General features: G+C 68.4%; 12 protein-coding genes. 7 read left to right on the forward strand and 5 right to left on the reverse strand.

Annotated elements, in window-relative coordinates:
* From ABD866_RS10350 to ABD866_RS10380, 7 genes are all read left to right on the forward strand, one after another.
* A partial coding sequence (locus tag ABD866_RS10350) for a putative bifunctional diguanylate cyclase/phosphodiesterase (protein WP_345064285.1) occupies positions 1-1,437 on the forward strand: 1,437 nt, incomplete at its 5' end.
* A 410-nt stretch (positions 1,438-1,847) separates the two neighbouring features.
* Positions 1,848-2,594 carry a pseudouridine synthase gene (locus ABD866_RS10355; protein WP_345064486.1) on the forward strand — a complete coding sequence of 249 codons (747 nt, stop codon included), beginning with the start codon at positions 1,848-1,850 and terminating at the stop codon, positions 2,592-2,594.
* A 39-nt stretch (positions 2,595-2,633) separates the two neighbouring features.
* The gene (locus tag ABD866_RS10360; RefSeq protein WP_425549575.1) at positions 2,634-3,911 is read left to right on the forward strand and encodes an esterase/lipase family protein; all 1,278 of its coding nucleotides are present in this window, start codon (positions 2,634-2,636) and stop codon (positions 3,909-3,911) included.
* Between the two features lie 91 nt (positions 3,912-4,002).
* Entirely contained in the window at positions 4,003-4,938 is a 936-nt protein-coding gene (locus ABD866_RS10365) for an exopolyphosphatase (RefSeq protein WP_345064288.1), read from the forward strand.
* 155 nt (positions 4,939-5,093) lie between these two features.
* Positions 5,094-7,043 (forward strand): molecular chaperone HtpG, encoded by a 1,950-nt coding sequence (gene htpG, locus ABD866_RS10370; RefSeq protein ID WP_345064291.1) that lies wholly within the window; start codon positions 5,094-5,096, stop codon positions 7,041-7,043.
* 384 nt (positions 7,044-7,427) lie between these two features.
* On the forward strand, positions 7,428-7,976 hold the full coding sequence (gene xrtH / locus ABD866_RS10375; RefSeq protein WP_345064294.1) for an exosortase H: 549 nt from the start codon (positions 7,428-7,430) through the stop codon (positions 7,974-7,976).
* Positions 7,977-8,021: 45 nt separating this feature from the next.
* Positions 8,022-8,615: an exosortase H-associated membrane protein gene (locus ABD866_RS10380; protein WP_345064297.1), complete on the forward strand. Its 594-nt coding sequence runs from the start codon at positions 8,022-8,024 to the stop codon at positions 8,613-8,615.
* A 31-nt stretch (positions 8,616-8,646) separates the two neighbouring features.
* Here ABD866_RS10380 and ABD866_RS10385 read toward each other — a convergent pair whose 3' ends face one another.
* The 5 genes from ABD866_RS10385 to ABD866_RS10405 form a co-directional block, all read right to left on the reverse strand.
* Positions 8,647-9,699, reverse strand: coding sequence for a serine/threonine protein kinase (locus ABD866_RS10385; protein WP_345064303.1), 1,053 nt, complete (start codon positions 9,697-9,699; stop codon positions 8,647-8,649).
* Between the two features lie 61 nt (positions 9,700-9,760).
* A complete protein-coding gene (locus ABD866_RS10390) occupies positions 9,761-10,855 on the reverse strand; it encodes a DUF2855 family protein (RefSeq protein ID WP_345064306.1) in 1,095 nt (364 codons plus the stop codon).
* A gap of 89 nt (positions 10,856-10,944) precedes the next feature.
* Positions 10,945-12,312 (reverse strand): protein kinase domain-containing protein, encoded by a 1,368-nt coding sequence (locus ABD866_RS10395; RefSeq protein WP_345064309.1) that lies wholly within the window; start codon positions 12,310-12,312, stop codon positions 10,945-10,947.
* Between the two features lie 66 nt (positions 12,313-12,378).
* Entirely contained in the window at positions 12,379-13,149 is a 771-nt protein-coding gene (locus ABD866_RS10400; RefSeq protein WP_345064312.1) for a metallophosphoesterase family protein, read from the reverse strand.
* Between the two features lie 588 nt (positions 13,150-13,737).
* On the reverse strand, positions 13,738-13,932 hold a 195-nt coding region (locus ABD866_RS10405; RefSeq protein WP_345064315.1), incomplete at its 5' end, for an OsmC family protein.

The raw sequence follows: 13,932 nt of genomic DNA on the forward strand, positions 1-13,932 counted from the left end.
GCGGCCACCCAGCGTCTGTCGCGGGGGGAATACGACACGCCGCTGGAGCACATGGGGCGGCAGGACGAAATCGGCAACCTCGCGCGGGCTTTTGACCGCATGCGACTCGACGTTGCGGCCCAGCAAAGCGAAATTCGCCGGCTCGCCTACTGGGACCGCCTGACAGGGCTGCCCAATCGCGAACAGTTTCGCGAGGCCCTGGGGCAGGCCATTGCGGCCGGGCGCATGTCAGGCGAGCCACTGGCGGTGGTGACGCTCGATCTCGACCGCTTCAAACATGTCAATGACGTGCTGGGCTTTGCCTTCGGCGACCGTTTGTTGCAGGCTGTTGCCAGCCGGCTCCAGGCGCTGGTGGAGCACCCGGGCGATCTGGTGGCACGTCTGGGCGGGAACGCGTTTGCGCTGCTGCTGCTGCGCACCGATGCGGTACAGGCCCAGGCGATGGCGCAGCGTGTGGCACAGGCGTTTGAGGAGCCGCTGGCGCTGGAGGACCAGACGGTGGATCTGAGCGCCGGCATGGGCATTGCCTGCTGCCCGGGGCCTGCCAGCGATGCGGACACGCTGCTCAGCCACTCCGAGATCGCGATGTACGTGGCCAAGCGCCGACTCAGCGGCCCCCTGCTCTACGACGCGGCGTTTGATTCGTCGAGCAGTCAGAACCTTTCATTGCTTACAGAACTGCGGCGGGCGGTCGATCAGGGAGAGTTGCGCCTGTATCTGCAGCCCAAGGTGCCGCTGCAAGCCCAGTCTGGCCTGGCCGCCGAGGCGCTGGTGCGCTGGATGCATCCGCAGCGCGGTCTGGTGCCGCCCATGCAGTTCATCCCGTTTGCGGAGCAGACGGGCTTCGTACGGCAGCTCACGCTCTGGGTCTTCGAAGCCGCAGCGCGGCTGCTGGCCACGCCCTCTGCCCGCGCGTGCGGTTTGCGGGTGTCCGTCAATCTTTCCACCCGCGATCTGCTGGACCCGGATCTCAGCGCACGGCTGGCGACGGTGCTTCAGCGTCATGGTGTGCAGGCCCATGCACTTTGCCTGGAGATCACCGAAAGCGCGATCATGGACGATCCGACGCGGGCCGAAGCCATGCTCAACCGCTTGTCCGAGCAGGGGTTCAAGCTGTCGATTGACGACTTTGGCACCGGGTATTCGTCGCTTGCCTACCTCAAGCGCCTGCCGGTGGACGAGCTCAAGATCGACAAGTCTTTCGTCATGGGCATGGAGCAGGACGAGGACGACGCGACGATCGTGCGCTCCACCATCGACCTGGCCCACAACCTGGGCCTGAGCGTGGTGGCAGAAGGTGTCGAGACCGCGGCCATTCAGGAGCGCCTGCGCGCCCTGTCGTGTGACGAGGCGCAGGGCTATCACATCAGCCGCCCCATGCCGCAGGATGAATTCTGGGGCTGGCAGGCGCAGCAGCTTCCGGCCGCTGGCCGCTGAGGCGCCGACGTGGGCGCAGGACCGAGGACAATAGCGCCATGCCCGCCCAGCCTCCTGCTCCGCCAAATGCCGTGTCCCAAGCTGCCGACGCGTCCTCCCGGTCTGTCGATGCGCCGGGGGATATCGCTGGCGCAGTCCCTGCACGGCCGATCTTGCGGAGGCCCACCACACCTTCGGCGGTGGTGAATGCAGCGCCCTCGCGCCCACCGGTGCGGCCTGGCGCGAGGGGCCGCCCGGCCACGCAGGCGCCCCGTGCTGATCGGGCGGGCAATCCATCGTCTGGCGCTGTGCGCCCTGCATCTTCCGGTGGTCAGCGGCAGGCTGCGTCCGGGTCGCCCGCTCCCACCGGGGGGGCGCCTGTGTCGCAACGGTTGCCTCGCACCTCGGCCACGCCGCCGGCGGCCGAGGGCATGCGGCTGAACAAGCGGCTGGCCGACATGGGACTGTGCTCGCGGCGCGAGGCCGACGACTGGATTGCGCGGGGCTGGGTCCGGGTGAACGGCCAAGTGGCTGTCATGGGTCTGCAGGTCGCGCCTTTGGACCGGATTGAGGTCAGCCCCGAGGCACGAGGTCAGCAGGGGCAACAGGTCACGATCCTGCTGCACAAGCCGGTGGGCTATGTCAGCGGGCAGGCCGAAGACGGCTACACGCCCGCCGTGGCGCTCATCAATGCCCGCACGCACTGGCAGGGCGACGCGAGCCGGCAGCGTTTTGCACCGGGCCAGTTGCGGGGCCTCGCACCTGCCGGGCGGCTGGACATCGATTCGGTGGGCCTGCTCGTGCTGACACAGGATGGACGCGTTGCCCGGCAACTCATCGGCGAAGACTCCGAGGTCGAAAAGGAATATCTGGTGCGCGTGCAGTTCGGGGATGTGACCACCAACGTGCAGACCGTGTTTCCGGCTGAACGGCTCGCACGGCTGTGCCACGGACTGTCGCTGGATGGCAAGGCGCTGAGGCCTGCACGCGTGGAATGGCAGAACCCTGAACAACTGCGGTTCGTGCTGACCGAGGGCCGCAAGCGCCAGATCCGCCGCATGTGCGAGCTGGTCGGTCTCAAGGTCGTAGGCCTCAAGCGCATCCGCATTGGGCAGGTGACGCTGGGGCATCTGCCGGTCGGCCAATGGCGCTATCTTGCGCCGCACGAGCGTTTCTGATCCTTGCCGGTCGGGGCCGCTGTTTCCATCGGGAGCCCCATGTCTGCCCCATCCATTCCCCCGGTGCCCGGCGCCCGCCAAACGCCATCTGAACCGGAACACAGACCCGCGCGGCGCTCGTGGCGTGCGTCGGACCTGCGGGGCGCCATGCGCCTTGCGGCCCAGGCGACGGTGGGCATCAGCCGCGTGGCAGAGGGTGTACACCAGTCCGTACTGGGTACCTTGGGCCTGCCGGGGGGCGAAGCCCCGGGGCAGGCGCGGGGCCTGACGGGACTGATCTACCGCAGCATCCGCGGTGTCACTGGCCTGGTGGACGCAGGCTTGCAGGCCGGGCTGGCCCGGCTGGAACCTTTGTGGGAGGCCGACCCCGCCGATGGCGCGGTGTCGTGGGAACGCGAAGCGGGGATTGCCGCCCTCAATGGCGTGATGGGCGACCGCCTGGAGGCCGACGGCAATCCACTGTGCACCGCGATGCAGTGGTGCCAGCACGGTCGGCCGCTGGATCTGCGCCGCGCCAGGGGCGGCCGTCTGCTGGTGCTGGTCCACGGGCTGTGCATGAACGACCTGCAGTGGCAGCGCAAAGGCCATGACCACGGCGCGTTTCTGGCAGAGGCCCTGGGCTACACCCCGGTGTACCTGCGCTACAACACGGGTCTGCACGTCTCGGCCAACGGCGAGCGACTCGATGCCATGCTCTCCGACTTGGTGCGGGACTGGCCGACGCCCGTGACCGAGGTGTCGGTGCTGGCCCACAGCATGGGCGGCTTGGTGGCGCGCAGTGCCTGCGCGCAGGCCGGGGCGGACAGTCTCTGGCGGCCGTTGCTGCGGCACCTGGTGTTTCTGGGCACTCCCCACCACGGCGCGCCGCTGGAGCGCGCTGGCCATGTGGTGGATGTGCTGCTGGGCCAGTCGGTGTATGCGCGCCCGTTTGCCCGCCTTGCCCGCTTGCGCAGCGCGGGAATCACCGATCTGCGCTTCGGGCATGTGCAGGCCAGCGATTGGGAGGGCCGCGACCGTTTTCACCGCAGCACCGACCGACGCGCCCCGCTGCCTTTGCCCGCGGACGTGGCCTGTCACGCGGTAGCCGGTACGCTGGCGGCGCAGCGCAGCCCGCTGGCCGAGCGGCTGGTGGGCGACGGGCTGGTGCCGCTGCGCAGCGCCCTGGGCCAGCACGACGCCCCGGAGCGCACGCTGGCATTTGCGCGGCGCGACCAGGCCGTGCTGCACCGCCTCGGGCATCTGGATCTGCTGAGCGACCCCCGGGTGGCCCGCCAATTGCTGGCGTGGCTGCAGCCGGCGGGCGCTGTGTCAGGATAGCGGGGCTGCTGCTGCGCAACGGATGGTTGGCCTGCTGTCCCGCGGCCGCTACCATGTCGCCCATGCGCGAATATGTAACAAGGAGAATTCAGTGAGCGAGAAGAAATACCGCCTGGTGACCCGCAGCGACTTTGACGGTCTGGTGTGCGCGGTGCTGCTCAACGAGATGAATCTGATCGACGAGATCACGTTCGTGCATCCCAAGGACATGCAGGACGGCAAGGTGGCGATCACCTCGCGGGACATCACCACCAACCTGCCGTATGTGCCGGGGGCGCATCTGGTGTTTGACCACCACGAGTCCGAGACCGTGCGCAACGCCGGCCGCCGCGACACCAACCACATCATCGAAGCCAAAGCCCCGTCGGCTGCGCGCGTGGTTTACAACTACTACGGCGGCAAGGCGGCGTTCCCGCGCATCACCGACGAGATGATGGCGGCGGTAGACCAGGCCGATTCGGCCCAGTATTCGCGCGAGGACATCCTCAACCCCCAGGGCTGGGTGCTGCTCAACTACATCATGGATTCGCGCACTGGCCTGGGCCGTTTCCGTGATTTCCGCATCAGCAACTACGCGCTGATGATGGACCTGATCCAGTACTGCCGTGACCACACCATTGAGGAAATCCTGGCCCTGCCGGACGTGCAGGAGCGTGTGCGGCTCTACCACGAGCACGCGCCCAAGGCCAAGGAGCAGATCCTGCGCTGCGGCATCCAGATCGGCAAGCTGGTGGTGCTGGATCTGCGCGACGAAGAGACCATCTGGGCGACCAACCGCTTCATGATTTATGCGCTGTTCCCCGAGGCCAACATCTCCATCCATGTGATGTGGGGCCTGCAGAAGCAGAACACGGTGTTTGCCACGGGCAAATCCATCCTCAACCGCACGAGCAACACCCATGTGGGCAACCTGATGCTCGAATTCGGCGGCGGCGGCCATGCGGCCGCAGGCACCTGCCAGCTGGCCAACGACAAGGCCGACCTGGTGCTGCAGACACTGGTCAACCGCATCACGCTCGACGGCTGACACGGCCTTGCCCCGTGCCTGAACCGCGCCCGCTGGGCGCGGTTTCGCTTTGCAGCCCTTGAAACCCTTTGGCCCGCCCCCATGTGCGCGCCTGCCGGGGCCGCCGCGCCCCGACCGCCTGCGGGCACGCATCCACACATTGGGAGAACCCTCACATGAGCAAACAGACCCTGTCCTTTCAGGCCGAGGTGGCGCAGCTGCTCCACCTGGTCACGCATTCGCTGTATTCCAACCAGGAAATCTTCCTGCGCGAACTGGTCTCCAACGCCTCGGACGCCTGCGACAAGCTGCGCTTCGAAGCCATGGCCGACAGCGCGTTGTACGAAGACGCGCCCAACCTCGAAGTGCGCCTGAGTGTGGACCCGGCCGCCAAGACGCTGACCATCACCGACAACGGCATCGGCATGAGCGCGCAGGAGGCCATCGACCACCTGGGCACGATTGCCAAGAGCGGCACCAAGGACTTCATGGGCAAACTCACGGGCGACCAGAAAGCAGACGCCCAGCTCATCGGCCAGTTCGGCGTGGGCTTTTATTCGGGCTTCATCGTGGCCGACAAGATCACCGTCGAATCGCGCCGCGCGGGCCTGCCACCCGAGCAGGGCGTACGCTGGATCAGCGGCGGCACCGGTGAGTTCGAGGTGGAGGCCATCACCCGGGCCGCCCGCGGCACCAGCGTGATCCTGCACCTGCGCGAAGACGCGGCCGAGTACCTCAACGCCTGGAAGCTCAAGCAGGTGATTGCCAAGTACTCGGACCACATCAGCCTGCCCATCCTCATGGAAAAAGAGGAGTGGAAAGACAGCGACAAGGAAGGCGAGCCCGGCGCCATGGTCAAGACGGGCGAGTGGGAGACCGTCAACAAGGCCAGCGCGCTGTGGACGCGGCCCAAGAAGGACATCACCGAAGCGCAGTACCAGGACTTCTACAAGGCCATCAGCCACGACTTCGAGAACCCGCTGACCTGGAGCCACAACCGCGTCGAGGGCAACACCGAATACACGCAGCTGCTGTACATCCCGGCCAAGGCACCGTTCGATCTGTGGAACCGCGACAAGAAGGCGGGCGTGAAGCTGTACGTCAAGCGCGTGTTCATCATGGACGACGCCGAAGCGCTGATGCCCACCTACCTGCGCTTTGTGAAGGGCGTGATCGACTCGGCCGACCTGCCGCTGAACGTGAGCCGCGAACTGCTGCAGGAAAGCCGCGACGTGCGCGCCATCCGCGAAGGCAGCACCAAGCGCGTGCTCTCGATGCTGGAAGACCTGGCCAAGCACGACCAGCACACCACGGGCGAAGGCGCCGATGGCGTGACCGACGTGGTGAGCGAGGAAGACAAGGCCAAGGAAGGCAAGTACACCCAGTTCTACGCCGAGTTCGGTGCCGTGCTCAAGGAAGGCCTGGGTGAAGACTTTGCCAACCGCGAACGCATTGCCAAGCTGCTGCGCTTTGCCAGCACCACCACCGACACCGTGAGCGTCGGCTTTGCCGATTACAAGGCGCGCATGAAGGAGGGCCAGGAGGCCATCTACTACATCACCGCCGACACGCTGGCCGCCGCCAAGAAAAGCCCGCAGCTCGAAGTCTTCAAGAAGAAGGGTATCGAGGTGCTCTTGATGACCGACCGCGTGGACGAGTGGGCGCTGAACTACCTGCACGACTTCGACGGCACGCCGCTGCAAAGCGTGGCCAAGGGCGCGGTCGATCTGGGCAAGCTGCAGGACGAGGCCGAAAAGAAGGCGGCCGAGGAAGCCGCCGAGGCCTTCAAGCCCGTGCTGGCCCAGCTGAAGGAAGCGCTCAAGGACAAGGCGCAGGACGTGCGCGTGACCACGCGCCTCGTCGATTCGCCCGCCTGCCTGGTGGTGGAAGAGGGCGGCATGAGCAACCAGCTCGCGCGCCTGCTCAAGCAGGCCGGCCAGCAGGCCCCCGACACCAAACCCGTGCTGGAGGTGAACGCCGAGCACGCGCTGGTGAAAAAGCTCGACGGCAGCGTGCATTTCCACGACCTGGCGCACATCCTGTTCGACCAGGCGCTGCTGGCCGAGGGTGGCCTGCCCGAGGACCCGGCCGCCTACGTGCGCCGCGTGAACGCGCTGCTCGTCTGAGCGCCGCGGCCTGCGGTCGCTGGCACCCAGCCACGCGCGGCGATCCATCGCGGCGCACCGCTAGCCGGGCTGCAGACAGCGCGCTGGCCCGCTCTGGCGGCGCGCCGGACCCTACGAAGGCCCTGCCCGGTTGGGGCGGTGGCGCCATCCCCCGGATGCGGGAGTTGAGTGCCGAATCGGCTGCTCGTGCTTCAAAATCAAGCACGAGCAGCTATCAAAAATATAGCAAAATGCTCGGGCGGCACCCGACCGTGGCAGGGGCGAGCCCCCAGCGCGCCCGGGCCCATGCCAGACAAGGCTGGACCACCTCGGCTGCGTGCCGATAATCGCGGCTTCGGCGGCGCCCGGTGCGCGCGGCCATCTTTCGCGGGGCTTGGGGCCTTCATGCTGCGTTTCTTCATCACCTTCATCGCGCTGCAGCTCACGCTGTTCGGCCTGAACATGCTCAACTGGGTGCAGCAGCACATCGTGCTGCCCTGGACGGCGCTGCTCGCACGCATGTGCGTGGAACTGGTCACGCTGTTCGACAAAACCGCCGCCGCCTCGGGCAAGGTGCTGTGGAACACCCAGACCGGCTTTGGCGTGTCCATCGAGCCCGGCTGCAACGGCATCGAGGCCTGCATCGTGCTGTTCGCGGCGGTGATGGCCTTTCCCGCCACCTGGCGGCACAAACTCGTGGGCCTGGTGGTGGGCTTTGTGGCCGTGCAGGCGCTCAACATCGTGCGTGTGATCAGCCTGTTCTACCTGGGGCAGTGGAGCACGCCCGTGTTCAATTTCGCGCACGAGTACCTGTGGCAGGCGCTGATCATGCTGGACGTGCTCATTGTCTGGCTGCTGTGGGTGCGGGCGGGCAACAAGGGCGGTGCCGACGCCGACGGCACGCCGCCGAATGCTCCGCCGCCGACCACGCCGGGCACCCCGGCCCTGGCCTGAGGCCGCAGCATGGCGCGCTGGCATCTGCCCCCCATCGCCCGTTTCATGGCTGCTGCCGTGGCCTGGCTGATCGCGCTCACAGTGGTCTGGAGCCAGGTCTCGGCCTGGACGTCCTACCCCGTGGCCTGGCTCACGCACGTGGCGCTGGAGCAGGGTGCGCCCATGTGGGTGCGCAAGGTGCATGTGCGCCCCGGCGTGATCGAGGCCGAAACCACCATCGAAATTGCCGTGCCCCAGGCGGGCGGGCGCAAGGCCGAGTTCTCGGTGGAGGCCAGCCCCGCCCGCTATGCCTACGGGCTGCCGATTCTGCTGGCGCTGCTGCTGGCCGCAGGCTGGCGGCGGCGCGGGCTGTGGCAGCGCGCGCTGGCCGGTTACGTGCTGCTGTGGCCCACCCAGGCGCTGAGCACGGTGATGTTCCTGCTCATGCAGATGATTTCGACAGCGCAGTTCAATCTGCGCACCCTGCGCGCCGACATGTGGCAGCTCGAAGCCATCATCTACGGCTACCAGGCCGGCGCCCTGGTGCTGCCCACGCTGGTACCGGTGATGCTGTGGCTGTGGCTTGACCGCGCCTACGTGGCCGAAGTGCTGGTGCCGGGTTTCCGCCGTTTTGCGGGGCAGTCGGCCGTGCCGCGCTGAACGCGCGGCCTGCGCTGGCGTTGCGCTGCTTTCAGGCCGCCAGCGGTGCCTCCGACATGGCTTCGATCTGCTCGTGCAGCATGTCCACCTGGCCGCGCCAGTAGTCACTGTTGCCAAACCACGGGAACGCCTGCGGAAAGATCGGGTCTTCCCAGCGCCGCGCAAGCCACGCGCTGTAGTGGATGAGCCGCAGCGTGCGCAGCGGCTCGATCAGCCCCAGCTCGCGCCGGTCGAACGCGCGGAACTGCTCGTAGCCATCCAGCAGCACGGCCAGTTGCTGCGTGCGTTGGGCGCGCTCGCCCGACAGCAGCATCCACAGGTCTTGCACCGCCGGGCCGCTGCGCGCGTCGTCCAGGTCCACAAAGTGCGGGCCACCGTCCGGGCGGTCCACGGGGGTCCAGAGGATGTTGCCCGGATGGCAGTCGCCGTGCAGGCGCAGGGTGTGCGCGTCGGCCAGCACCGGGCGCAGGCTGCCGTCGGCCAGAGCCAGGCCGCGGTCGGCCATGGTGGCCAGGGCCTGCTCGCAGGCGTCGCGCCAGGCGCGCTGCACGTCCAGCGGGATCATGTGGTGGCCCAGCAGCCAGTCGCGCGACGCCTCGCCAAACTGGGCCACCGACAGCGCAGGCCGGTGTACAAAAGGCTGCGCTGCGCCCACGGTGTGGATGCGCGCCAGGTAGCGGCCCACCCATTCGAGCACTTCGTCGTCGTCCAGCTCGGGCGCGCGTCCGCCACGCCAGGGGCTCACGGCAAACCGAAAGCCGCCATGCTCGGCCAGGGTGCTGCCGCCTTCGAGCACCCGCGGCGCCACCACGGGGACTTCGGCCGCAGCCAGCTCCTGCGCAAACGCATGCTCTTCGAGGATCTCGTCGGGGCTCCAGCGCCCGGGCCGGTAGAACTTGGCCACCACGCGCTGGCCGTCTTCCAGCGCCACCTGGTACACGCGGTTTTCGTACGAAGGCAAGGCCAGCAGCCGGCCGTCACCATACAGGCCCACCTGGGCCAGTGCATCCAGCACCAGGTCGGGTGTGAGGCTGGCGTAAGGGTGGCTGGAGGGCTCAGAGGGCGGTGCGGGCAGGAGGCTCATGCGTTGATTGTCGCTGCCCGCCTCGCAGCGCTTGCCAGGTCGCCCCGGCTGGCTGCTGGGCTCAGCCCTGCAGCGTGGCCATGTGGCCCAGGGCTGGGTCGCCTCCGCCCTGGCGCAGCGCATCGAACAGCGCCTGCGTGGCGGCCGGGCCGCGGTGGTGCTGCACCTGCACCCAGGGCGTGGGCGGTGCCTGCACGGCGCCCAGCAGCTGCTGCCAAGACGCCACCAGCCGCGCATTCAGGCCCGCAGCGCCCCAGTCGGCATTGCGCTTCTTGACCTGCGCCGGGGCAAAGAACATCACCGGCCGCGGGCCAGGCAACTGGCCCGCGCCACCCAGGTCGTGCACGTGGCTCGCGCCCACCGCGCAGCTGTAACGCAGACCGCTCACATGCGCGTGTACGCGCTGGCGCAGGGCCACGCTGCCCGCAAAGTCGATGTACACGCTGGGCGTGTCGGGTGTGAGCGATTCCAGCGCGTCGTAGGCCACCACGCGGTGGTAACAGCCCAGCCGTTCGCAAAACGCCTGGTTGGACGCGGAGGTCAGGCCCACCACTTCCAGCCCGGTGCGGCGCGACAGCTCCAGCGCCGTGCCCCAGGCCGTCTTGCTCGATGCGCTGGACAGCAGCATGCGCGTGGCGCCGAAGTGCTGGTTGTCGTCCAGAAAGTCGTCGATCAGCCACGAGGTGATGTACAGCGGGCGCAGCAGCGCCTGCAGGTCTTCGGTGTCCGGTTGATAGAACGGGTCGGACGCGGCGCGCAGGTACTGGTTGTAGACCGGGTGCAGGCCCGCGCGGTGGGCCGCTCCGTCGGCAAAACCTGCTGCGCTGACCCGTGCCGGGGTCAACACCACCTCGGTGGCCATGGGCCAGTAGCCGTAGAGGCGCTCGCCCACCGGGAGGCCCTCGTGCGCCGATTCGACCACCGTGCCAAAGCCCCAGACCGGCACGATGCCCCAGCCGTCTTCACCACTCGGGAAGAACTGCCAGTACTGCAGCATGCCGCCCATGGCCGCGTAGGTGATGTTGTTGGCGGTGAGGGCGAAGGCATCCACGCGCACGCGGATGTCGCCTGCACCCACGGGGGCAGCGGGGCTTTGGCGCAGGCGGGTCTGTGCCAGGTCGTCCTGGCGCACGAGCAGGGTGGTGATGGTTGTCATGAGCGCGAAGTTAGGGCCAATGCGCGCCGCGCTCAACCACCGGCTGCCGCCTGCGTGACAGCCGTGCGCAGCCACGCACACGGGGGCGCTCAGTGCTCCGACATGTCGGCCAGGCGGGCAAAGGGCAGGGCCTGCTTGACGAGGATGACGGTGCACGGCGCGTCGCGGGCCACGCGCATGGGCACGGTGGCCACGAATCGCTGCATCTGCAGGCCGTGGGTGGCCGCGCCCAGGATCATCATGCTCACGCGATTGCCTTCGGCATAGCGCACCAGCGCCTGGGCCACGTCGGACGATTCCAGCACATGAAAGCTCACATGGTGTCCCGCCAGGTCGAGCGGCTGCACCCACTGCTGCAGGCGCGCCAGATGCTGGCGGTGCACCGTGGTTTCGCTGCGCGCACTGTCGGTGCTGCTGGTGGCCGAGGGCGAGATCACCGTCACGCACGCCAGCCGCGCGCCCGGGCGAATGCCCAGCGAGCGCGCCACCGCCTGGCGCAGCGAATACAGCGTGGCATCGCTCACATCGGCGTGCGGCACGGCCACCATCACGATGGGGGTGTCCTCGGCCTGCTCGCTGGGCAGTGGGCTCGGCTGGTACTGCATGCCCGCCGCCTTGACCCAGCGGCGCAGGTGGTTGCCCACCGACGGACCTTGCAGGCGCTCGGCGCGCTCGCTGAGCGCGACCTGCTCGGGATGGGCCAGGTCAAACGCCAGGTGCGCGGCCGAGGGGTAGCGCTGCGCGGCCTCGGGCTCCAGGCAGCGCAGGATCACCTCTTGCAACCAGCCCGGCACCTCGGGGTTGTGCCGCCGCGGCGGGGTGGGGGCCATCCACAGCCGCTGGCGCAGTCCGCCCGCCGTGGCCGGAGCGCCAAAGGGCAGCTCGCCCGTGACCAGTTCGTAGAGCATCACGCCGATGGCAAACACATCGCTGCGCGGGTCGCCGCGCACGCCCACCACCTGCTCGGGTGCGATCCAGGCCGGCGAGCCCACTGCCTTGCGCATTTCTTCGGCCAGCAGGTCGGGCTGGTGCGCGTGGCACGACAGCCCGAAGTCCAGCAGCACGGCCCGGTCGTCGTCGCGCAGCAGCACGTTGGCCGGTTTGAGGTCGAGGTGGCAGACGTTCTGCTGGTGCAGGCTGTGGGCCGCATGGGCCATGGCCACACCCAGGCGTGCGGCCTGCTCGGCGGTGGCGCGGCCGTGTTCCTGCATCCACTGGTCGAGTGTGTAGCCCGGCACATATTCCATCACCAGGTAGGGCAGGCGCTCCAGGTCGCCCGCGGCAATGAAGCGGGGCACATGGGGGCCTGTGAGCATCGGCAGGATCTGCAGTTCCACCTCGAAGCTCACGATGTTCTCGGCGCCATCGCCCGCGGTCATGCGCGGGATCTTCATGGCCATGGCAAAGCCCGGGCTTTCGCGGCCGTCGGCGTATTCCACCCGGTAGATGTGGGCCATGCCGCCGGCATGGATGCATTCGGCTATGGCAAAGCCGTCGACCACGGTGCCTTTGGTCCAGCAGTTTCATCGTCCCCTCTCCAGGCGTAGTGCAAATTCTTCGGGCATCGCGCCGCTGGTGCGAATGGCCTGCGCTGCCGCATCCACGGCATAAGGCGTGCGCTCGAAGCGCAGCGTGGCGCGCTCGGTGTCCAGCAGCGCCCACATGGCGCGGGCATCGCCATCGCGCGGCTGGCCCACCGAGCCAATGGTCGCCACCCAGCGGCGGTGGCGCGGTATCGGGATCGGTACGCCGGGCGTTGGTGCAAAGCGCATGAGTCCGCCACTGGCGCCGCGGTAGTACAGCGCCTGGTGGTGCACATGGCCGCAGGCCACGAGGTGCAGGTCGGGCTGGTCGCGCAGGGCGGCGTCCAGGCAGCGCGTGGCCGCAGCTTCGTCTTCTACGTAGCGCCAGCGCTCGGGCTGGTCGGCGCTCGCATGCACCAGCAGCGTCGGGCCGATGCGGGCCGTCAACGGCAGCGCCGCCAGAAACGTGCGCTGCGCGTTGTCGAGCTGGCTGCGCGTCCATGCCGCGCCCTGCGCTCCCATGCTCTGGGCGGCGGTATCGCCCGGTGCGGGCGGGTGCAGCGCCATGGCATCGTGGTTGCCTTGCAGCACCCATCCACCCTCGGCCTGCACCGCGCGGGCCCGGTCCACCACATAGGCCGGGTCCCCGCCATATCCCACCAGGTCGCCCAGCACCGCCAGACGCTCGGCGCCCAGCGCCCCCGCCTGCAGCACGCAGGCGTCCCAGGCCTGCCGGTTGGCATGGATGTCCGACAGCAGCGCGATCCTCATGGCATGTCTCCTCCCGGGCTCTGGTGCCCGGTGTGTCGGCGCGGAGGGCCGCGTGCCCTGCGCCGTATCGGCTCCATGATCCCAGCCCAAACTGAGCGCAGGCTTGCAAGGCGGCATGCGCTGCAGCGCCATTGTGGAAGGTGCCTGCATGGGGCCCAAGGGCGGTCTGTTCAACCCTTGATCTGCATCAGCTGAGGCCCAGGGGTGCGCACCGCGGGCATGGGCTGGTGCGTGTTGGTGAGGGCTGCGCAGTGCCCACAGGGGGCGGCAGCGCCCGGCATTGGGTGGACCCGTGCGCAGTGGAGGCCCGACGCCGCCGCGCTAGCGAGCCAGAGAGACAACAGCTTGGAACGGGCCCAGGCGGCGTGCGGTGTCGATGGAATGTGAGGCTGTGGGAGCCGTGACCGGTGCGCGACGCAGGTGCCTGCGGATATGGCGTGGCCCAGAAGATCGCCGGTGCTGCAGCGGGGGGGGTAGATGCGCGCCGCAGGGTGTGCGCGGCGATCCGCAGCAGCCCATGGGCAGGGGCTGCCGTGGGCTGCGCCCGGGCTCCTGCAGCGGAGCCGTCGGGCGACAGGGCCAGGGCGTTTACTTCAGCGTGATGGTCACGTCGATGTTGCCGCGCGTGGCGTTGGAGTAGGGGCACACCTGGTGGGCGGCGTCCACCACGGCCTGGGCGGCGGCGCGGTCCATGCCTGGCAGGCTCACGGCCAGGCGTGCGGCCACGCCGTAGCCCTGGCCGACCTTGCCCAGGTCCACTTCAGCGTCCACCGACAGGTCGGC

Origin of the sequence: Acidovorax lacteus, assembly GCF_039540375.1 — a bacterium.
GTDB lineage: Bacteria > Pseudomonadota > Gammaproteobacteria > Burkholderiales > Burkholderiaceae_C > Acidovorax_G > Acidovorax_G lacteus.